Source organism: Arthrobacter sp. MSA 4-2 (assembly GCF_016405885.1).
In the GTDB taxonomy this organism is placed as follows: Bacteria; Actinomycetota; Actinomycetes; order Actinomycetales; family Micrococcaceae; genus Arthrobacter_D.
Genome location: NZ_JAEKGC010000006.1, coordinates 1 through 20,934 on the forward strand (window position 1 = coordinate 1; position 20,934 = coordinate 20,934).

18 protein-coding genes are annotated in these 20,934 nt (G+C 67.2%); 12 read left to right on the forward strand and 6 right to left on the reverse strand.

The window, feature by feature from the left end; all coding sequences use genetic code 11:
• Positions 1–270 precede the first annotated feature (270 nt).
• The 6 genes from I6N91_RS07930 to I6N91_RS07955 all read left to right on the forward strand — a co-directional run bounded on the left by I6N91_RS07930 (position 271) and on the right by I6N91_RS07955 (position 11,351).
• A complete protein-coding gene (locus I6N91_RS07930) occupies positions 271–4,095 on the forward strand; it encodes a multifunctional oxoglutarate decarboxylase/oxoglutarate dehydrogenase thiamine pyrophosphate-binding subunit/dihydrolipoyllysine-residue succinyltransferase subunit (protein ID WP_198812055.1) in 3,825 nt (1,274 codons plus the stop codon).
• A 125-nt stretch (positions 4,096–4,220) separates the two neighbouring features.
• On the forward strand, positions 4,221–4,817 hold the full coding sequence (locus tag I6N91_RS07935; RefSeq protein WP_133404947.1) for a GDSL-type esterase/lipase family protein: 597 nt from the start codon (positions 4,221–4,223) through the stop codon (positions 4,815–4,817).
• A 290-nt stretch (positions 4,818–5,107) separates the two neighbouring features.
• The gene (locus I6N91_RS07940; protein ID WP_198812056.1) at positions 5,108–6,886 is read left to right on the forward strand and encodes an ABC transporter family substrate-binding protein; all 1,779 of its coding nucleotides are present in this window, start codon (positions 5,108–5,110) and stop codon (positions 6,884–6,886) included.
• A 103-nt stretch (positions 6,887–6,989) separates the two neighbouring features.
• On the forward strand, positions 6,990–8,522 hold the full coding sequence (locus I6N91_RS07945; RefSeq protein WP_198812057.1) for an ABC transporter permease: 1,533 nt from the start codon (positions 6,990–6,992) through the stop codon (positions 8,520–8,522).
• 10 nt (positions 8,523–8,532) lie between these two features.
• On the forward strand, positions 8,533–9,567 hold the full coding sequence (locus I6N91_RS07950) for an ABC transporter permease (RefSeq protein ID WP_233091624.1): 1,035 nt from the start codon (positions 8,533–8,535) through the stop codon (positions 9,565–9,567).
• Positions 9,564–11,351: an ABC transporter ATP-binding protein gene (locus tag I6N91_RS07955; RefSeq protein WP_198812058.1), complete on the forward strand. Its 1,788-nt coding sequence runs from the start codon at positions 9,564–9,566 to the stop codon at positions 11,349–11,351. The genes I6N91_RS07950 and I6N91_RS07955 overlap by 4 nt, the downstream gene beginning before the upstream one ends.
• Before the next feature lie 86 nt (positions 11,352–11,437).
• Here the strand turns inward: I6N91_RS07955 and I6N91_RS07960 are convergent, their stop codons facing one another.
• Positions 11,438–12,403: a zinc-binding dehydrogenase gene (locus I6N91_RS07960; protein WP_198812059.1), complete on the reverse strand. Its 966-nt coding sequence runs from the start codon at positions 12,401–12,403 to the stop codon at positions 11,438–11,440.
• 145 nt (positions 12,404–12,548) lie between these two features.
• Between I6N91_RS07960 and I6N91_RS17560 the strand changes: the two genes are divergently transcribed.
• Entirely contained in the window at positions 12,549–12,623 is a 75-nt protein-coding gene (locus tag I6N91_RS17560) for a 50S ribosomal protein bL37 (protein WP_369299106.1), read from the forward strand.
• A 67-nt stretch (positions 12,624–12,690) separates the two neighbouring features.
• Here the strand turns inward: I6N91_RS17560 and rsrA are convergent, their stop codons facing one another.
• Both rsrA and I6N91_RS07970 read right to left on the reverse strand, forming a co-directional pair.
• Complete coding sequence (gene rsrA / locus I6N91_RS07965) at positions 12,691–12,951, reverse strand: mycothiol system anti-sigma-R factor (RefSeq protein ID WP_198812060.1); 261 nt, start codon at positions 12,949–12,951, stop codon at positions 12,691–12,693.
• Complete coding sequence (locus tag I6N91_RS07970) at positions 12,948–13,691, reverse strand: sigma-70 family RNA polymerase sigma factor (protein ID WP_269823068.1); 744 nt, start codon at positions 13,689–13,691, stop codon at positions 12,948–12,950. The genes rsrA and I6N91_RS07970 overlap by 4 nt, the downstream gene beginning before the upstream one ends.
• 298 nt (positions 13,692–13,989) lie before the next feature.
• On the opposite strand from I6N91_RS07970, the gene I6N91_RS07975 reads away from it, so the two are divergent.
• From I6N91_RS07975 to I6N91_RS07990, 4 genes are all read left to right on the forward strand, one after another.
• A complete protein-coding gene (locus I6N91_RS07975) occupies positions 13,990–14,538 on the forward strand; it encodes a DoxX family membrane protein (RefSeq protein ID WP_198812061.1) in 549 nt (182 codons plus the stop codon).
• Positions 14,539–14,543: 5 nt separating this feature from the next.
• Positions 14,544–15,893, forward strand: a complete 1,350-nt coding sequence (gene aroA, locus I6N91_RS07980; protein ID WP_198812062.1) for a 3-phosphoshikimate 1-carboxyvinyltransferase — start codon at positions 14,544–14,546, stop codon at positions 15,891–15,893.
• Entirely contained in the window at positions 15,886–17,019 is a 1,134-nt protein-coding gene (locus I6N91_RS07985) for a ribosome small subunit-dependent GTPase A (RefSeq protein WP_198812063.1), read from the forward strand. Before aroA ends, I6N91_RS07985 begins: the two co-directional genes overlap by 8 nt.
• 156 nt (positions 17,020–17,175) lie before the next feature.
• Complete coding sequence (locus I6N91_RS07990) at positions 17,176–17,379, forward strand: cold-shock protein (RefSeq protein WP_026532371.1); 204 nt, start codon at positions 17,176–17,178, stop codon at positions 17,377–17,379.
• Between the two features lie 126 nt (positions 17,380–17,505).
• On the opposite strand, the gene fmdA is transcribed toward I6N91_RS07990, so the two are convergent.
• From fmdA to I6N91_RS08005, 3 genes are read right to left on the reverse strand one after another with little or no spacing between them, the layout of a single operon-like run.
• On the reverse strand, positions 17,506–18,762 hold the full coding sequence (gene fmdA, locus I6N91_RS07995) for a formamidase (protein ID WP_198812064.1): 1,257 nt from the start codon (positions 18,760–18,762) through the stop codon (positions 17,506–17,508).
• A 41-nt stretch (positions 18,763–18,803) separates the two neighbouring features.
• Entirely contained in the window at positions 18,804–19,094 is a 291-nt protein-coding gene (locus I6N91_RS08000) for an FmdB family zinc ribbon protein (RefSeq protein ID WP_198812065.1), read from the reverse strand.
• 31 nt (positions 19,095–19,125) lie between these two features.
• The gene (locus I6N91_RS08005; RefSeq protein ID WP_198812066.1) at positions 19,126–19,761 is read right to left on the reverse strand and encodes an AmiS/UreI family transporter; all 636 of its coding nucleotides are present in this window, start codon (positions 19,759–19,761) and stop codon (positions 19,126–19,128) included.
• Positions 19,762–20,107: 346 nt separating this feature from the next.
• On the opposite strand from I6N91_RS08005, the gene hisN reads away from it, so the two are divergent.
• Positions 20,108–20,917: a histidinol-phosphatase gene (gene hisN / locus I6N91_RS08010; protein ID WP_120165147.1), complete on the forward strand. Its 810-nt coding sequence runs from the start codon at positions 20,108–20,110 to the stop codon at positions 20,915–20,917.
• The last annotated feature ends 17 nt before the right edge of the window (positions 20,918–20,934 follow it).

A 20,934-nucleotide genomic window follows, 5' to 3' on the forward strand; every position in this document is an offset into this window, starting at 1 on the left:
ACCACCTCCGAGGCCGAGGGCACCAGGAACACATCGGCATAGGTCAGGTCGGTGGACGGATCATTGATGAATCGCATTATTTCTCCCGCAATCGAGTACCTACCGAGTTTAGTCGCCCGCCGGGACACCACCGATTCGACCGCCGGTCAGTGATTCGCCTGTTCCTCGTTCGTGTTACTAGACTGGAAGAAGGTCTAACCACCGTCCAGGACGTCCGCACAGATGGACTTTCCCGCGCTCAGGGCTACTTACGGAAGAGGCGTATACCAAGTGCCAGAACAAACCAGCCACCGTCTACCTGAAGAGTTCGGCGGAAACGAGTGGCTTGTTGACGAACTCTACGAACAGTTTCAGAAAGACCGGAACTCGGTCGACCCGAAGTGGTGGGATCTCTTCGACTCCTTCGATGCGGAAAATCAGCCAAAAGAGAACGGCCAGGGCAATGGTGCCCCTGCTGTAGAAACCAAGGCACCCGCCGCAGCCGCGGCGCCTGCCACCAGCGAAGCGCCGGTTGTGAAGACCGAAGCCGCCGCACCCAAGGCCTCGGGCGAATCGCCCGCCTCGACACAGCAGTCGGGAAAGCCTCCCGTGGCAAAGGAGCCGGCGAAGGAGCCGGCCCCCAAGCCCGCAGCGGAGAAGAAGCCCGAACCCGCCAAGCCGGCCGGCCCGCCCATCCCGGCCCAGCTGCCGGAGACAGCGCGGAACACCCAGATGGACGAGGACACGGTCAGTGTCCTCCGCGGACCGGCGAAGGCCATCGCGACGAACATGGACGCGAGCCTCTCGGTTCCCACCGCCACGAGCGTGCGCACCATCCCAGCGAAGCTTTTGATTGACAACCGCGTCGTGATCAACAACCACCTCGCCCGCGCCCGTGGCGGGAAGGTGTCGTTCACCCACATCATCGGCTACGCCATCGTGCGCGCCCTGGCCCAGTTCCCCTCCCAGAACGTCTACTACGACATCATCGACGGCAAGCCCTCGGCGGTGCAGCCGGCACACGTGAACTTCGGCCTCGCGATCGACATGCCCAAGCCCGACGGCACGCGGCTGCTGGTGGTACCGAACATCAAGAAGGCCGAGAACATGAACTTCTCGGAGTTCTGGCGCGCCTACGAGGACCTCGTCAAGAAGGCCCGCGGCGGCAAGCTCGGCGCCGACGACTACGCCGGAACCACCGTGTCGCTCACCAACCCCGGCGGCATCGGCACCGTCCACTCGGTGCCCCGCCTCTCCAAGGGCCAGGCGTGCATCATCGGTGCCGGCGCGCTCGAGTACCCGGCCGCGTTCCAGGGCGCCAGCGAGAAGACGCTGGCCCAGCATGCGATTTCCAAGACCATCACGCTGACCTCCACCTATGACCACCGGGTCATCCAGGGTGCCGGCAGCGGCGAGTTCCTGCGCATCATCCACCAGCTCCTGCTGGGCGAGCAGGGCTTCTACGACGAGATCTTCGAATCCCTGCGCATCCCGTACGAGCCGGTGCGCTGGAGCGCGGACATCCAGGTCGACCCGATGGACGAGATCAACAAGGTCGCCCGGATCCAGCAGCTCATCCACGCCTACCGGGTGCGCGGCCACCTCATGGCCGACACCAACCCGCTGGAATACGTCCAGCGCAAGCACGCGGACCTCGATGTGCGCACCCACGGCCTGACCCTGTGGGACCTCGACCGCGAATGGCCCACGGGCGGCTTCGGCGGCAAGCCGATGCTGAAGTTCCGGGACATGCTCGGTGTGCTCCGCGACGCCTACTGCCGCACCACGGGCATCGAGTACATGCATATCCAGGACCCGGAAGAGCGCCAGTGGTTCCAGGACGAGCTTGAGCACCCCTACTCCAAGCCGAGCCGCGAGGAACAGCTGCGCATCCTGCACAAGCTGAACTCCGCCGAGGCCTTCGAAACCTTCCTGCAGACCAAGTTCGTCGGCCAGAAGCGCTTCTCGCTCGAGGGCGGTGAATCCCTCATCCCGCTGCTCGATGCCATCATCTCCGGGGCCGCCGACGACGGGCTCGACGAGGTGGCCGTCGGTATGGCCCACCGCGGCCGGCTGAACGTGCTGACGAACATCGCCGGCAAGACCTACGCCCAGGTGTTCCGCGAGTTCGAAGGAACCCAGGACCCGCGTTCGGTTCAGGGCTCCGGCGACGTGAAGTACCACCTCGGCACCGAGGGGACCTTCACCTCCGACGCCGGCAACACCACCCGCGTGTACCTTGCGGCGAACCCCTCCCACCTCGAAGCGGTCGACCCGGTTCTCGAGGGCATCGTCCGGGCCAAGCAGGACCGGCTCGACCAGGGAGGGGCGTTCCCCGTGCTGCCGATCCTGATCCACGGCGACGCAGCCTTCGCCGGCCAGGGCGTCGTGGCGGAGACGCTGAACCTCTCGCAGCTGCGCGGCTACCGCACCGGCGGCACCATCCACGTCATCGTGAACAACCAGGTCGGCTTCACCACCTCCCCGACGTCGTCGCGGTCCTCGGTGTACTCCACCGACGTCGCCAAAATGGTCCAGGCGCCGATCTTCCACGTCAACGGCGACGACCCCGAGGCCGTGGTGCGGGTGGCACAGCTCGCCTACCAGTTCCGCCAGCGGTTCAACAAGGACGTCGTCATCGACATGGTCTGCTACCGCCGCCGCGGACACAACGAGGGCGACGACCCGTCGATGACCCAGCCGATGATGTACAACCTGATCGAGGCCAAGCGGTCGGTCCGCAAGCTCTACACCGAGGCCCTCATCGGCCGCGGCGACATCACCGAGGAAGAGGCCGAGCAGGCGCTGCGCGACTACCAGGAACGACTCGAGCGGGTCTTCGCCGAGACCCACGCGGCCCAGACCTCGCCGATGCCGCTGGTCTCCGAGGATCCCGCCGCGGTCTCGAACCTCGAGCGCCCCTCCGCCCAGCAGTCCGACGGCGAGGAGGCCGCGCCTCAGCCCACCGCCATCTCGGCCGAGGTCCTCGCCGCCATCGGCAAGGCCCACACCAACGTGCCGGAGGGTTTCACCGTCCACCCCAAGCTCAAGGCGCTCCTGGAGCGCCGCGAGCAGATGTCCCGCGAAGGCGGCATCGACTGGGGCTTCGGCGAAATGGCCGCCCTCGGCTCGCTGCTGATGGAGGGCGTCCCCGTCCGCCTCGCCGGGCAGGACACCCGCCGCGGCACCTTCGTGCAGCGCCACGCGGTGTTCCACGACCGCGCCAACGGCACCGAGTGGCTGCCGCTGGAGCGGCTCAGCGAGGACCAGGCGAAGCTGTGGATCTACGATTCGCTGCTTTCGGAATACGCCGCCATGGGCTTCGAATACGGCTACTCCGTCGAGCGGCCCGACGCGCTGGTGATCTGGGAGGCGCAGTTCGGTGACTTCGTCAACGGCGCGCAGACGATCATCGACGAGTTCATCAGCTCCGCCGAGCAGAAGTGGGGCCAGCGGTCCTCGCTCGTGCTCATGCTGCCGCACGGCTACGAGGGACAGGGCCCCGACCACTCCTCGGCACGGATCGAACGGTTCCTCCAGATGTGCGCCGAGGAGAACATGGTCGTGGCCAACCCGAGCAGCGCGGCCTCGCACTTCCACCTGCTGCGCCAGCACGCCTACCGCCGGCCGCGCAAGCCGCTGATCATCTTCACGCCGAAGCAGCTGCTGCGCCTGAAGGCGGCGGCAAGCTCGGTCGAGGACTTCACCCAGGGCAGCTTCCAGCCGGTCATCCCCGACACCCTCGAGACTCCGGGCGCCGAGGTCGAGCGGGTCATCCTGGTCTCCGGCCGGCTCTACTACGACCTGCTGTCGGCCCGGCAGAAGGCCGACGACAAGAAGACCGCCATCATGCGTGTCGAGCAGCTCTACCCGCTGCCGCTCGACGAGATCAAGGAGGCGCTGTCGGCGTACCCCAACGCCGACGTCGTCTGGGCCCAGGACGAACCGGCCAACCAGGGTCCGTGGCCGTTCATCGGGCTAAACCTGCCCCAGCACATAGAGGGCGGCATCGAGCTCGCCTCCCGGCCGGCCTCGGCTGCGACCGCTACGGGCTCCGCCAAGCACCACGCGGTGGAGCAGGAAATCCTCGTGCGCAAGGCTTTCGGAAGAAAGTAACGGGCCGATCAGTATGATGTTGGGTGGGGACCTGTGCCCCACCCAACGCATTTAACGCATTACTCCAGTTCCGCACGGCGCAAATCCGTGCGTGCACCGACACCAATCAGTAACCGAGGGATCCAGTGGAACAACGCAGAATCCGGCTAGCCGCAGTGGGCGACGAACTTCTCGCAGGACTTGGAGATCCCCGCGCGCTGGGCTGGCTTGGACGCGTCATGGCCCGCACCGCCCCCGACGGCGTGCAGGTCGAGGCCTATCCCCTGGCCGCTCCACGCGAAGGCACCGAGTCCCTGGCCAACCGGTGGCTGCAGGAGACCGGGCGCCGGTTCGACGACGGTTTCGAGAACCGCCTCGTCATCGGCCTCTCCGACCGGGACCTCGACCTCGAGCTCTCCACGGCCCGCAGCCGGCTGAACCTCGCGAACATCCTCGACGGTGCCGCCCAGATGAGCGTCAAGGTCCTCGTCGTCGGGCCGCCCCCGGGGCTCGACCCCGAGCGCAACCGCCGGCTGGGGGAACTCTCGGCGGCCTTCGCCGACGTCACCACCCGCCGCAAGCACGTCTACATCGACACCTTCACCCCGCTGGTGGCCCACGAGCAGTGGCGCAACGACCTCGCAGCGAACGGCGGAACTCCCGGCCAGGCCGGCTACGGGCTGATGGCCTGGCTGGTGCTCCACCGGGGCTGGTTCCAGTGGCTTGAGATTCCAGCCTCCTAGCGAGCCCTGCCCTGTCGAAACAGCAGAAAACCACCCTCTCCCGCCGCGGAAGGGTGGTTTTCTGCTGTTTCGGCGGAGTGAAGGGTGTGACACGGCGCTGTTACTTCTGTGAAACCAAATCTCTCCATGTTTCCGCAAGGTAACGAATCAGTTATTACTTATTTACTGGGTGTCCGAGGCAACAAACCTTGGCTATGCTGACGGAAGTGTGATCGCTGTCACTGTAGCTATCCACTTGAACGGGACTGACCAACCGGTCCCGTGCGCCTCTAGCACAGTAAGGATGACGAATGCGTAATAAGCGCACAGCCTCTCTCGCGGCTCTTTCCATTGGGGTGCTTCTGCTCAGCGCCTGCGGATCGGCCGGCGGGACGGCGCAGCAGCCCTCCGAGGCTGCAGAGGAAGAGCTCGCCACGACCATCAATGTGGCCATCAGCCAGACCCCGGACGCCTACAACAGCTACACCGCCAACGCCAACAGCGTCTACAACACCTACGTGAACAACGTCGTTCACAGTACGTTTGTCGCCTTCAACGCCGACGGCGAGCTGGAGCGCAATGAAGATTTCGGCACCTTCGAGAAGACGAGCGACGACCCGCTGACCGTCAAGTACAGCATCAATGAGGATGCCGTCTGGTCCGACGGGACGCCGATCGACTTCGACGACGTCCTGCTGCAGTGGGCCGCCGCCTCCGGCAAGCACCCGAGCGGCGAGAAGGACCCCGACACCGGCGCCGAGACCGACCTGTTCCAGGCCGCCTCGACCAACGGTTTCGCCCAGGTCGAGCTTCCCGAGGGCGAGGCCGGCGACAAGGAGTTCGAGTTCGTCTACTCCGAGCCCTACGCCGACTGGGAATCGCTCCTCTCCGAGCCCATGATGCCGGCCCACATCGCGGCGGAGCAGGGCGGAATGTCCCCCGAGGGTGACGGAGCCGAGCTCATCGAAGCGATCAAGGGCACCGACATCGAGGCGCTCAAGCCCGTCGCCGAGTTCTGGAACACCGGCTGGAACTACGAGGCTGATCTTCCCAGCCTCCCCGACGAGGCGCTGATCCCCTCCTCCGGCCCCTACAAGCTGGACAACGCGGTCAACGGCACGTTGACCCTGGTCAAGAACGAGGAGTACTGGGGCAAGGAGCGCGCGGCCAAGACCGAGACCCTCGTCTACAAGACGGTCGTCGACGAAGAAGCCGTCCAGGCCCTGGAGAACGGCGACGTCGACGTCATCGACCCCTCGAGCCCGACGGTCGACACCAAGTCGGCTCTTGAGCAGATCGGCGAAACGATCACCGTGGAGACCGGTGAGACCCTCACCTTCTCCCACGTTGACCTGGCCCAGCGGCCCGGCGACGTCTTCGAGGACCTCAAGGTGCGCCAGGCCTTCGCCAAGTGCATGCCGCGCGAGGACATGGTCGAGAAGTTCGTCAAGCCCATCGAGCCCGAGGGCAAGGTGATGGACCTGCGCGAGTACCAGCCGGCCCAGCCCGACTACGACACGGTGCTTGAAGGTGCCCCCGCGGCCACCGAGAACGCCGAGCTCGACATCGAGGGCGCCAAGGCCCTGCTGGCCGACGCCGGCAAGACCGAGCCGGTCAAGGTGAGCCTGATGTACTCCTCGACCAGCCAGCTGCGCGCCGACATGGTTGCCCTCATGAAGGCCTCCTGCGACGAGGCCGGCTTTGAGATCATCCCCCAGCCCGAGGAGGAGTGGGCCGCAATGCTCTCCCAGCCCGGCTCCTGGGACGCGGTGCTCTTCGGCTGGGCCGGATCCGGCCTCGTAGCCTCCGCCGAGTCGATCTACGTCTCCGACGGCGAGCAGAACTTCGGCGGCTACAAGGACGAGAAGGTCGACAGCATCTGGAAGGAAATCGTCACGAACACCGACCCCGAAAAGGTCGTCGAGATGAAGACCGAACTGGAGCAGCAGCTCGCCGAGACCCAGTACAACGTGGTGCTCTACGCCAACCCGGGCATCAACGCCTGGAACTCCAAGGTCGAGGGCGTCCAGCCCAACCCGACGCAGACGGGCCTGACCTGGAACGCCTACGAGTGGACGAAGAAGAAGTAACCCGCTGACGCGGGGCTGTACAGAAGGGCGGGCAGATCCTTGGGTCTGCCCGCCCTTCTGACGGCACCCGGCTCATCTGCAGACCGTCCCTAGGAGCCCCCCAGTGTTGTTTTTCATTGCCAAACGTCTAGTCATCTCCTTTTTCATCATGGCGGCGGCCACGACGCTCATGTTCTTCCTCGTCATCTCGTCGGGCGATCCCCTCAGCGACCTCGGTGAGGCCTCGGGCTCGGCGAAGAAGGCGACGATCGCCGCACGCACCGAGGCGATGAACCTCGACCAGCCACCGCTCATGCGCTACTTCCTGTGGCTTCAGGACCTGGGCCACTGCCTCGTCCCGGGCGGCGTAGACTGCACCCTCGGCACCGACCGTTCGGGGAACGCCGTCCTCCCCCAGCTTGAAAGCGCCATCGGCTCGACCTTCCGCCTCGTCCTAGTGGCCACGGTGATCGCCCTGGTCCTCGGGGTGGTCGTGGGCATCGTCACGGCGATCCGCCAGTACACGACGTTCGACTACTCGATCACCTTCATCTCCTTCGTCCTGTTCTCGCTGCCGCTGTTCTGGCTTTCGACCCTGCTCAAGCAGTACATGGCGATCGACCTCAATACGTGGCTTGCCAATCCGCAGTTCCCCTACCTGACGATCCTGCTCGTCGGGGTGGTCGCCGGCGTCATCTGGACCGTCGTCGTCGGCGGCGACAGGAAGCGCAGGCTCACCGTCTTCGGCATCGCCGCCGCGGCGACCGCCGTGGCCCTGTGGCTGCTGCTGGTGACCGGCTGGTTCGTGACTCCGGGCCTGGGTCCGGTCGGCATGCTGATCTCAGCCGGGGCCGTGGCCCTGCTCTGGACCGCCCTGCTCGCCGGGTTCCGGCGCCGCCGCATCCTCTACGCCGCGCTGACGGCCGCCGCGGTGGGCTATGCCGGGTACCTCCTCTCCATCCCGCTGCTGGCCAATCCCAACTGGCTCACCGTCCTTGCGCTCCTGGGGCTGACTGTGGCGGCGGCCTACGCCGCCGGCGGCTTTGTCGGCGGCCCCTACCGGGCGCGCGCGGCGCGGATCTCCGCGGTGATCGCCTTCAGCATCGGACTGCTGATCTTCCTCGACCGGCTCCTGCAGGCCTACCCTGAACTCTCGGCGCGGTCCGGCGGCCGTCCCATCCCCACCACCGGCTCCGAGTCTCCGAACCTCTCCGGAGGCTTTTGGGAGACCAACCTCGATTACGCGCTGCACCTAATCCTGCCGACCATCGCCATCACCCTGATCTCCTTTGCCACCTACACGCGGTACACGCGGGCGAGCCAGCTCGATGTGATGAACCAGGACTACATCCGGACGGCTCGGGCCAAGGGGCTCAGCGAGCGGACGGTGCTGGTAAAGCACGCCTTCCGCAACGCGATGATCCCGATCACCACGCTGATGGCGTTCGACTTCGCCGGCGTGCTCGGCGGGGCCGTGATCACCGAGACGGTCTTCGGCTGGAACGGCATGGGCAAGATGTTCGTCGACGGCGTCCACACCGTCGATCCCGCACCCGTGATGGCCTTCTTCCTCGTCGTGGGAACGGCGGCGGTGCTCTTCAACATGCTCGCCGACATCGCCTACGCCTTCCTCGACCCGCGCATCACCCTGAGCTAGGAGCCGAATCATGAGCAGATCCGACATCGAGCCGGCAGATTCCCGCCCGCAGGTTGAGCTATCCGAAATGACGCTCGCGAGCCAGGACACCGACATCGCCCGCGGCGCACCCACCCGGCAGCAGACCGAGCGCGTCCGCACCACCGAGGCGAAGAGCCAGGGCCGCCTGGTCCGCGAGCGCTTCTTCCGCCACAAGGGCGCCCTGGCCGGCATGGGCCTGCTGGCCCTGATCGTCCTGCTGTCCTTCAGCTCCATCGGAGTGGCGGGAATCCCCGGCTGGTGGAACAAGGACTACGACGTCCTGGCCGCCCGCTTCAATGAGGGCAGGCCGACCCTGACCCTCTGGCCGTTCAGCCTCGGCGAGCACCCCTTCGGGCAGGACGTGCTGGGCCGCGACTACTTCGCGCTGACCATGCGCGGCATCCAGACCTCCCTGATCATCGCCATGACGGTCGGCCTGGTCGCCACGCTCGTCGGCACCGCCGTCGGGGCCATCGCCGGATACTTCCGGGGCTGGACCGAGGCCGTCCTGATGCGCATCACCGACGTCGTGATCACCATCCCCACGGTGGTCATCGCCGCGGTGATGGCCGGCGTCGTCGCGCGCTTCGGCATCCTTCCCTTCGGCGTCTTCCTCGGTCTGGTCACCTGGACCGGCCTGGCCAGGATCGTGCGCGGCGAGTTCCTCTCGCTGCGGGAGAAGGAGTTCGTCGAGTCGGCGAAGTCGGTGGGCGCGAGCTCGGCCCGGATCATTTTCCGGCACATCCTCCCCAACACCGTCGGGGTGATCATCGTCTTCGCGACCCTCGCGATCTCCGGGGCGATCCTGCTCGAGACGGCCCTGAGCTACCTCGGGCTCGGCGTCGTCGCGCCCGACACCTCGCTGGGCAAGGCGATCAACGACAACCGCTCGGCCCTGACCGTACGGCCCTGGCTGTTCCTGTGGCCGGGCGCCTTTATCGTCGGCATCGCCCTCGCCGTGAACTTCATCGGAGACGGCCTGCGCGACGCCTTCGATCCCAAGCAGACAAGGATCAAGCAATGACAGCTGAGCACACCGGGACGCTCTCGGACGACGCCGTGTCCCCGGCCGACGGCCCCATCCTCTCGGTGCGCGGACTCGGCGTCGACTTCAACGTCGACAACGAATGGGTGATGGCCGCCGAGGACGTCTCCTACGACATACACCCCGGCGAAATCCTTGCCATCGTGGGCGAGTCCGGCTCCGGCAAGAGCATGTCCTCGATGGCGCTGCTGGGGCTGCTGCCCCGCAACGGCCGCTCCAAGGGCAGCGCGAGGCTGATGGGCAAGGAGCTGATCGGCGCCCCGCAGAAGACCCTGAGGCGGATCCGCGGCAACGACGTCGCGATGATCTTCCAGGAACCGATGACGGCGCTCAACCCGGTGCTGACCGTGGGCGAGCAGATCCGCGAGGCGGTTGAGCAGCACACCGAGGCCTCCCCCGCCGCCGCCAAGGAACGGGCAATCGAACTGCTGCGCATGGTGGAGATCCCCGAGCCGGAACGTCGCTACGACTCCTATCCACACCAGTTCTCCGGCGGGCAGCGCCAGCGTGCGATGATCGCCATCGCCCTGGCCAACGACCCAATGCTGCTCGTCGCCGACGAACCGACGACCGCGCTCGATGTCACCGTGCAGGCCGAGGTTCTCGAACTGCTGCGCCGGCTCAACAAGCGCCTGCGCAGCGCCATCCTCCTGATCACCCACGACATGGGGGTGGTGGCGGACCTTGCCGACCACATTGTGGTGATGGAGCGGGGCCGGATCGTGGAGTCCGCCCCCTCGCAGCAGCTGTTCCTCACCCCGAAGGAGCCCTACACCCGCCAGCTGCTCGATGCGGTGCCGTACCTGGGCTCGAAGGTCGGAGGGGTCCTCACCGACGTCGAGGTCGTCGACGGCAGCATCCGGATCCACGAGGACTACGCCGAACGCGCCCTGGCGCACCGGCAGGAGCACACCGCCGCCGGCACCGTGCCCGCGCTGGAACTGGCGGGCGTGGACATCGAGTATCCGGGCCGTTTCCGGCAGCCGCCCTTCAAGGCGGTTCACGACGTGTCCTTCACCATCCTGCCCGGGGAGGTCATGGGGCTGGTCGGCGAGTCGGGCTCGGGCAAGTCGACGATCGCCCGGGCTGTCACCGGGCTGATCCGGACCAGCGCGGGCAGCGTGCGGATCGCGGGGACGGACATTACCTCGCTCTCCGCCCGGCAGATCCTGCCGCTGCGCAAGAAGTTCGCCATCGTCTTCCAGGACCCGGCCGCCTCGCTGAATCCGCGTCTCTCCATCGGGGACAGCATCGGCGAGCCGCTGTACCTGCACGAGAAGCTCTCCCGGGCCGATCTCGACCGGCGGGTGCAGGGCCTGCTTGAGGACGTGCAGCTGCCGGTCTCCTTCCGGAACCGGTACCCGCACGAGCTCTCCGGCGGCCAGCGCCAGCGGGTGGGCATCGCCCGCGCCCTGTCGCTCCGGCCGTCCCTCCTCGTCGCCGACGAGCCGACGTCAGCCCTTGACGTGTCGGTGCAGGCCGCGGTGCTGAAGCTGCTGCAGGAGCTGCAGCGCGAGCGGGGCTTCGCCTGCCTGTTCGTCAGCCACGACCTTGCCGTGGTCGAGCTGCTCGCCAGCCATATCGCGGTGCTCAGCAAGGGCCGCCTGGTGGAGCAGGGCACCACCGAGCAGGTGCTGAAGTATCCGCGGGATCCGTACACCCGGCGGCTCCTCGCCGCGGCGCCGGTGCCGGACCCCACGGAGCAGGCCGTGCGGCGCGAACAGCGCAACGCGATCCTCGCAGCGGGCACGACAGCGTCCTAGAGGTACTGTCCAGGCAGACAGCAGGCCCCCGACCTTCCGTCGGGGGCCTGCTGCATGCCGGGCCGGCCGCACCAGGGCCGGCCCGACTAGTGCCGGAAGACGATCTTGCCGAACACGTCGCCGGCGGCCATCCGGGCGAAGCCGTCCGCCGCATCCTCGAGGCCGATCACCGAGTCGATCGGCGGGCGGACGCCCGTGGCCGCCAGGAAGCGGGTCAGCCGGAGCAGCTCGTCCCGGGTGCCCATGGTGGAGCCGAGGACCCGCAGCTGGAGGAAGAACACCCGGTTCAGCTCCGCCGAGGGCGCCGGCCCGCTGGTGGCGCCGCAGGTCACCACCGCTCCCCCGGGCCGCAGCGCCTTGAGCGAGTGCGACCAGGTCGCCTCGCCGACGGAGTCGAAGACGACGTCGACCCGCTCCGGCAGGCGGGCACCGGCCTCAAAGGTGTCCGCGGCCCCCAGGGCGCGGGCACGGTCGAGCTTGTCGGTGTTCCTGCCCGTGACCCAGACGCGGAAGCCGGCGGCCGCCGCGAGGCTGATCAGGGCCGTGGAGACGCCGCCGCCCGAGCCCTGGACCAGGATCGTCGAACCGGGGGCCGCGGGCGAGACGGTGAACAGCATCCGGTAGGCGGTCAGCCACGCCGTCGGAAGGCAGGCGGCCTCCTCGAAGGAAAGGTCTTCGGGCTTGGGCACCAGGTTGCGTTCGGGCACCCACACGTAGTCCGCCATGGTGCCCGGATAGCGTTCGGAGAGCAGGGAGCGCTGCGGGTCGAGGGTCTCATCGCCCTCCCATCCCGGCGCGGACAGCACCGAGTGCACGATCACGCTGCGCCCGTCGTCGTCGACCCCCGCCGCATCGCACCCGAGGACCATGGGGAGGCGCTCATTCGGGAGGCCCACCCCCTGGAGGGAGAACAGGTCGTGGCGGTTCAGCGCGGAGGCCACCACCCTCACCCGGCGGAACCCGTCCGGCGGCGCGGGCGGCTCGAACTCCCCCACCCGCAGGGCCCCGAGCGGGTTGTCCTTCGATGTCGCTTCGACGTAGGCGGCGCGCATTGGAAATCTCCCTCGGTAGGTGCTGTGCCCCCATCCTAGGGCGGGCCTGCGGGCCGGGCGCCCGGCGCGCAGGGCGTTTAGGAGGCCCCCGCCGGATGTGGGAGACTTGAATGCAGTTCTGTAGGCATATCTAAGGAGGCCAGCCATGAGCAAGCGAGCACGCAAGCGCCGCGACCGTAAGCGCGGAGGCGCTAACCACGGTAAGCGTCCCAACACCTGATCGTTGGAACACAGCAAAAGACCCCCGGCCTTCCGGCACGGGGGTCTTTTTCTGTCTGCGGCCGGGCCTAGTGCCCGGCGGTCTTCAGCTGGCCGATCCGCTCGAGGATGTTGTCCTTCAGCGAGGTCGGTGCCTTCTCGCTGCAGGAGCGCTTCACGACCTCCCGGATGACGCACTCGAGGTCGTGCTCCTTGGCGCACTCGGCGCAGCTGTCGAGGTGCGCCTTGATCTCTACGAGGTCCTTGTGCGAGAGCTCGCCGTCAAGGTAGTCGTACAGCTTCTCGATCCGCGCATCGGGGCAGTCCCCCAATTCTTCGCAATCCTTCATTTCGCACTCTCCTGTTTCGTGCCCTTGACACCCTCCACCGCGGCCGGGGTGCCCAGCCCCCGCTCCAGCGCGTACTCCGACAGGAGGTCGCGCAGCAGCTTGCGCCCGCGGTGCAACCGGGACATCACCGTCCCGATGGGCGTATTCATGATTTCTGAGATTTCCTTGTACGCAAAGCCTTCGACGTCCGAGAAGTACACCGCCAGGCGGAACTCCTCCGGGATCGACTGCAGCGCGTTCTTGATGTCCGAGTCCGGCAGGTGGTCCAGCGCTTCGGCTTCGGCCGACCGCAGACCCGAGGAGGTGTGTTCGGCCGCCTTGGCCAGCTGCCAGTCCTCGATTGTGTCCGAATGCGACTGCAGCGGCTCCCGCTGGCGCTTCCGGTAGAGATTGATATAGGTGTTCGTCAGGATCCGGTACAGCCAGGCCTTGAGGTTCGTTCCCGGCTTGTACTGATGGAATGCCGAGAACGCCTTGGTGTAGGCCTCCTGCACCAGGTCTTCGGCGTCGCTGGGGTTGCGGGCCATGCGCATGGCCGCCGAGTACAACTGGTCGACGTATTGCATGGCGTCCCGCTCGAAGCGGGCCTTGCGGTCTGCGTCCGATTCCGTGGATACGTCCAACTGGTCATTTTCGGTCGAGCTGCTGCCCGCCGGAGCTGTTGTATTCATTGGGGGAAAGTCTACGCGCCCGTTGCTGGGCGCGGCCGAGCGGCGCCGCTGCTCCAGCGTAACGTTCAGCTGGAAGTCGGGCGCGAGCTGTTCCGAAACACTTGCAGGTGTACCCAATGTGCCCCCGTCCGTCGATTTCGCTTACTCAGATGGAACCCCGGCAGGGGCCGCCTTATTCCACCGGCTCCCCCGGAGCGGCGAGGGATCACCGCAGAGCACATTTTTCCGGCGGGATCACCCCCTGCCGGTGCGGCGGCGGGCGGATCGCCTCGCACGTCCAAAAGTGCAAAACTAGACCCAGCGTGCTTCGTAAGTTCCGAATCATCATGAACACCGGCGCCGGTGCGCCGGCAACCAGGAGGCTCTTGTGACCCTTGTCCGCGTTATCGCCCGACCACTGACCGCCAGCAGCTTCGCCTTCTCGGGGGTGGACCGGCTGCGGAGCGCAGGAAAAAACGCCGAGCAGCTCGAACCCGTCCTGACCCGGCTGGGCAAGGCCGTCCCGTCCCTGGCCCCGGTGACCGGTGACGCCAAGCGGGTCGCCCAGGTCCTGGGCGGCGTGCAGCTCGGCGCGGGCATCCTGCTCGGTCTTGGACGGTTCTCCCGGGTCGCCGGAACGCTGCTCGCGGTCTCCGCCGCGGCCAACACGCTTGTCGATTTCAAGTCGGCTGACTCCTCGACGCCGGCAGCCCGCAAGGAACGCCGCGGTCAGCTGCTGCGCAACCTCTCCCTCGTCGGGGCGGCCCTGCTGGCCTCCGTTGACACCAACGGCCGCCCCGGGCTGGCCTGGCGTGCGGAGCACTTCGCCTCGGGTGCCAAGAAGAACGCGGTGGGGATCAGCAAGGACGCCCGCAAGCAGCTGAAGAAGGCCGACCTCGCCGTCCGCCGCACCGCCGCCGACGTTGTGGGTTCCTAACGTCCATGGCCCTTCCTTCTGCCGGGACCGCCGTGCCTCAGCAATCTCCAGGCGTCTGGCCGGCCCCCCGGCCCGCCGCGCCCGTCGACGCCGTCGTTGAGGTTCCGGGTTCCAAGTCCCTGACCAATCGGTACCTCGTGCTGGCGGCCCTAGCCGACGGACCGTCGACGCTGCGCAACCCGCTCCATTCCCGTGACTCGGCGCTGATGATCGATGCCCTGCGTGCGCTCGGCGCAACGGTCACCGAGATCGAGGGGACCGGGCGATTCGGGCCGGACCTGCACGTGGTTCCCTTTCCCCGGGAGCGCCGGGAGCGGCGGATCGACTGCGGGTTGGCCGGGACGGTGATGCGCTTCGTGCCGGTGCTGGCCGCGCTGCAGGAGGGCGCCACCGCGTTCGACGGCGATCCGCACGCCCGCCAACGCCCCATGGGTGCCACCATCGGCGCCCTGCGCGGCCTGGGGGTTCCGGTCAAGGACGGCGGTGCCGGCGCCCTTCCCTTCACCGTCGACGGCCGCGGCGCCGTCGAGGGAGGGCACCTGGCGATCGACGCCGGCGCGTCCTCGCAGTTCGTCTCAGCGCTGCTCTTGGCCGGGGCGGCGTTCACGCGCGGGCTCCACCTCGAGCACGCCGGCGGCCGGCTGCCCAGCCTCGAGCACATCGCGATGACGGTGAGGGTGCTGCGAAGTGTCGGTGTGGACATCGACGACAGCGTCCCGATGTCCTGGCGGGTCAGCCCCGGCCCGATCCGCGCCTTCGACATCGCCATCGAACCGGATCTCTCCAACGCCGGGCCGTTCCTCGCCGCCGCCGTGGTCACCGGCGGCAGGGTGACCATCCCGAACTGGCCGGCGGAGACCACCCAGGTGGGTGACGCATGGCGGCAGATCCTTCCCCGCCTAAGCGCCTCGGTGGAACTGGCCGGCGGCGCCCTGACGGTCACCGGCGGCCCGCGCATCACCGGCGGGGATTTCGCCGACACCAGCGAACTGGCGCCGACGGTGGCCGCGCTGTGCGCCCTGGCCGAGACCCCCTCGACCCTGAGCGGCATCGCCCACCTGCGGGGGCACGAGACGGACCGGCTGGCGGCCCTTGTGCGGGAGATCAACGCCCTGGGCGGGAACGCCGAGGAAACCGCGGACGGTCTTCTCATCCGGCCCGCCTCCCTTCACGGCGGCGTGTTCTCCACCTACGACGACCACCGCATGGCCACGGCCGGCGCGGTGATCGGCCTCGCCGTCGACGGGGTCCTCGTCGAAAACATCGCCACCACGGCCAAGACGCTGCCGCAGTTCCCCGAACTGTGGGCGCAGCTCGTGGCCACGGCGCGCACCGGAGGCTCTCCGGGTGACTGAGGCCGGCAACCGGAGGGGCTCCCGGGCCTGGGACGAGTCCGATGTGCGGATCCGCCCCAACAAGAAGGGAACACGTCCCCGCACCAAGAACCGTCCGGCCTACGAGGACGCCGTCACCGGCAGGATCGTCACCGTCGACCGCGGCCGCTATACCGCCGTCGTCGATGAGGACACCCCCGACGAGCGGCTCATCGTCGCGGCGCGGGCCCGCGAGCTGCGCCGCAGCGCCGTCGTCGCCGGCGACCTGGTGGCGCTCGTCGGGGACCTCTCCGGCGGCCCGGACTCCCTGGCGCGCCTGGTGCGCGTTGAGGAACGGCGCACCGTGCTGCGCCGCAGCGCCGACGACACCGACCCGGTGGAGCGCGTCGTGGTCGCCAACGCCGACCAGCTGGTCATCGTGGTCGCCGCCGCCAACCCGGAACCGCGCACCGGATTCATCGACCGCGCACTGGTGGCCGCCTACGACGCCGGCATCCGCCCCCTGCTGTGCGTCACGAAGGCGGACCTGGTGCACCCGGCGCCGCTGCTTGCCAACTACGAGCACCTCGACCTGCGGGTGGTGATCAGCAGGACGGCCGCCGACACCGGCGGCATCGAGGCCACCTCCGACGACGGCGCCTCGGCCCGCCTCTCGGGCGGCGCCATCAACACCCTGCGGGAGGAGCTCGACGGGCAGGTCAGCGTGCTGCTGGGCCACTCCGGGGTGGGCAAGTCCACCCTGGTCAACGCCCTCACCGGCTCCACGCGCGCCACCGGAGGCGTCAACGCCGTCACGGGCCGGGGCCGCCACACCTCGTCCTCGGCCGTTGCGCTCAAGGCCGCCGGGTCCGCCCCCGGCACCTGGATCATCGACACCCCCGGCATCCGGTCCTTCGGCCTGGCCCACGTCGACCCCGATCGGATCCTCCAGGCCTTCCCCGACCTTGAGCCCGGAACCGCCGACTGCGAACGCGGCTGCCTGCACGACTCCAACGCCGTGAACTGCGGCCTCGACGGGTGGGTCGCCAGCGGCGCCGCCGGCGAATCCGGACCGGTGCGCCTTGCCTCCCTGCGGCGCCTGCTGGGCGCAGGGTCCACGGACTCCCGCCAGGCGGCCCAGGAGGCGAAGGAACTGGGGAGCCAGTAAACCCTGTTAGACTGAAGTCAGTTGTTGTGTTGCGCATTGAATTTCTGGCCTTGAATCCTCCTTTCGGAGTTCGAAAGCTGTTTTGATAAGCGAAAACGAACACCACGACGAGCGCACCGGAGTTCGGGGCGTCTCTCACAAGGTAAGGATCTTAAAATGGCTACAGGTACAGTGAAATGGTTCAACGCTGAAAAGGGCTTTGGTTTCATCGCTCCCGAAGACGGCGGCGCCGACGTGTTCGCACACTTCTCCGCAATCAATTCGAACGGCTTCCGTTCACTCGAAGAGAACCAGAAGGTCAACTTCGAGACCACCCAGGGACCCAAGGGCCCCCAGGCTGAGAACATCACCGTTCTCTAAGGTTTCTCTCCTCCGGGATTGCAACCTCCGGCCGCGCTGAGCGGCCGAACCAAGGGTCACCGCTGCGGCATAAGCCGCCGGTGGCCCTTGGCCGTTAACGGCTCCCGGTGGAGGCCGGGGGCCCTCCTAGGTGTTGTTCGACCGTGGCGCGCCCATGCCGGCGTTTACCCGGTGCGGGCCGGCCGCCGAGGGACGCACATCGAAGTCGAAGATCGCCGTCGGGATGTAGACCGTCGAGCACGAGTTGGGGATGTCCACCACGCCGGACAACCTGCCCTCGATCGGCGCCGACCCCAGCAGCAGGTAGGCCTGCTCGGGGCTGTATCCAAACTTCGTCAGATAGTCGATGGCGTGAAGGCACGCGCGCTGATAGGACAGGTGCGAGTCGAGGTAGTGCTGCTTGCCATCAAGGGTCACCGACGTGCCCGAAAAGGCGATCCACTCGCTGTACCGGGGGTCCACGATGCCGGGCATGAAGATGGCGTTCTCACTCACGCCGTAGGTTTCCATGCCTCCCTTGATGACATCGACTCGAAGGTCAATGAAGCCGCCCATCTCGATCGCGCCGCAGAAGGTGATCTCGCCGTCGCCCTGGGAGAAGTGAAGGTCCCCCAGCGAGAGGTTCGCGCCGTCGACGAACACCGGATAGAAGATCCGGGTGCCCTTCGAGAGGTTCTTGATGTCCTGGTTGCCGCCGTTCTCCCGGGGCGGCGCCGTGCGCGCCGCCTCCCCCGCCACACGGTCGAACTCCGACGCCGGCAGGCTCCCGAGCACCGCCTCCCGCGGTTCGGGCGGCAGCGCGAGCGGCGGCACGCGGTTGGGGTCAGTGGCGATCAGGTCGCCTTCGCGCTGGTTCCACTTCGCCAGCAGCTGCGCGGAGGGAGCCGTACCCATCAGGCCGGGGTGGATGAGCCCCACGTAGGACACCTCAGGAACATGCCGCGAGGTCGCCACCTGGCCGGTGAAGTCCCAGATCGCCTTGTAGGCGTCGGGGAACTGGTCGGTCAGGAACCCGCCGCCGTTGTTCCGCGCGAAAATACCGGTGTAGCCCCACCCCTGCCCGGCCAGCGGCCCTGAGTCCTCCTGCGGGATCGGTCCGACGTCGAGGATATCGACGACGAGGAGGTCGCCCGGCCTCGCTCCTTCGACGGCGAAGGGCCCGCTGAGCTTGTGGACGGTGAGCAGCGGGGCGTTGAGGATGTCGTCGGCGGAGTCGTCGTTGACAATGGCGCCGTCGAACCATTCACGGCAATGGACCCGGAATGAATCACCGCGCCTCACCGTGGCGACCGGCGGAATTTCCGGATGCCACCGGTTGTGTCCAATTTTCTCCTGGTCCTCGAATTTCTTGGTCGAATCGAGCGGAAATATAACGTCAGGCATTTGAACTCCTCCAATATCTGGATCTGGCCGCACCCCGGAAACTAGGGCCGCGGCAGTTTCTGGTGAAGCGGATTGGACGAATAGGGCGGGGTCCTGCGTGAATTCGTCGACGGCAGCGTCCCGGTCACCACCTGCGGTTCCGATGCACTGCGGTGTGTTGAATCGATCAGCTGAAAGGCCGCCGTGCCCGTTCGAGAAAGGTGGGGCGCGCTGATCTTCCGCCGCGCATCCTGGCCGCAGCTGGGGCAGGTCTGGACGTCCGCTGCTGCTTCCATGGGTCGGATCACTTCGAATGCTGCGCACTGAGGACAGGAATACTCATAGATGGGCATAGGGCAGACCTTTCTTTTGGGCAATGGACACTCAGGCCGGTGACACAGCCGCCCCCTCCTCCGACCTCTTTCCGTGCGGGATGCCTTTGCGCCCGAGGAAGAGACCTGCCGCCAGGGCGGCAACGGCTGCAACCGTCACCAGCAGGGCAAGCCCCGTGTTCGTCTCATACCTGCCCACCAGCAGGAAGAACGCAGGAATCGTCCCGGTGATGTGGGCGACGAAGATCGTGAACCAGCCGGTGGCATAGGTCAGGGAATCCCGCCCCAGTCCCAACAGGAGGAAGAACAGGAACCAGAGAACGGCCCAGGTCAGCCAGATGGCACCGAAGACAGGGTCCCCCACGAGGGTGAACTGGAGGGCGCCGATCACGAGGGCACAGGCGGCAACGAAAAGCGAGAACCAGCCAAGGCCCTCACCGCTGACTCCCGTGACCTGGAGTATCCCGACGTAGAGGTAGGTGAAGCCGAAGAGATACAGGCCGGCAGCCCCGAAAATGGTGGGCAGGTCGTTATTGGCCTGAATGAGGATGATGGTTGGGAAGACAACCTGCATCGTCCCGACAAAGAAATTGAGAATGGCCGCGGATTTACCGGGGACTACCCCGATAAGCATTAGCCCGTTGATGAAGAGAACCGCGCCCACGTATAACAAACCAACGCTGCTCATGGCGCTCCGTCGCGATACCAGGAGTGGAGAGAGATACAAGGCGGCTATTCCCGGTCGCCTCGGCGGGGATCCGGAAACAGCGGACGACATCAGAAGAAGTACGTTGTGACGGCGATCCTAGTCCTGCCCACGAAGGGTGTCGACACCGGCCCGGCAGCCCGTGCCCGGCGTGGACCACCTGAGAGACGGTGGATATAATATGCACTCGACCTGTGCGCCGGTTCGGGGAATGGAGAACGCCGGGCGCCTCCGGGACTGGGAGGCGCCAATCATTCTCGGCTGCACGGGCATCGTCGGGCCCCGGCGCCTTTCCGGGTAATGGCCCCGGAAGCGATAAGTTGAAGGCATGAACCTCGTCCAGAGCTACAACGATGACCTGCGCCTTGCCCACGTGATGGCGGACTCGGTCGATGACCAGACCATGTCCCGGTTCCGGGCGCAGGACCTCCGCGTAGAGACCAAGCCCGACCTCACCCCGGTCACCGACGCCGACCGGGCGGCCGAGGAATCGATCCGCAGCCAGCTCTCGCGCGTGCGCCCGCGTGACGCCGTGCTGGGCGAAGAGTTCGGGAGCACCGGATCCGGGTCGCGGCGCTGGATCATCGACCCGATCGACGGAACCAAGAACTTCGTGCGCGGCGTGCCCGTCTGGGGCACGCTGATCGCCCTCGTGGACGAAGGCCGGCCGGTGGTGGGCCTGGTGAGCGCCCCGGCGCTGGGCAAGCGGTGGTGGGCGGCCGAGGGCACGGGCGCGTTCATGGGCAAGTCCCTGGCGGCCGCAACCCGGCTGCGGGTCTCGAACGTGTCCCGCCTCGAGGACGCCTCGCTCTCCTATTCGAGCCTCTCGGGGTGGAAGGCACGCTCTGCCCTGCCGGAGTTCGTCAACCTCACCGAGCGGGTCTGGCGCACCCGCGCCTACGGGGATTTCTGGTCGTACTGCCTGGTGGCGGAGGGCGCCGTCGACATCGCGTGCGAACCCGAACTCAACCTTCACGACATGGCGGCCCTGGTGCCGATCGTGACCGAGGCCGGTGGACGGTTCACCTCCCTCGACGGCACCGATGGCCCTTACGGCGGCAACGCACTGGCCACCAACGGCACGCTCCACAGCGAGGTGCTCCGGATGCTCAACCCGCAGATGGACGATCTGCTCTGACGGGCGCACAGCAGGGA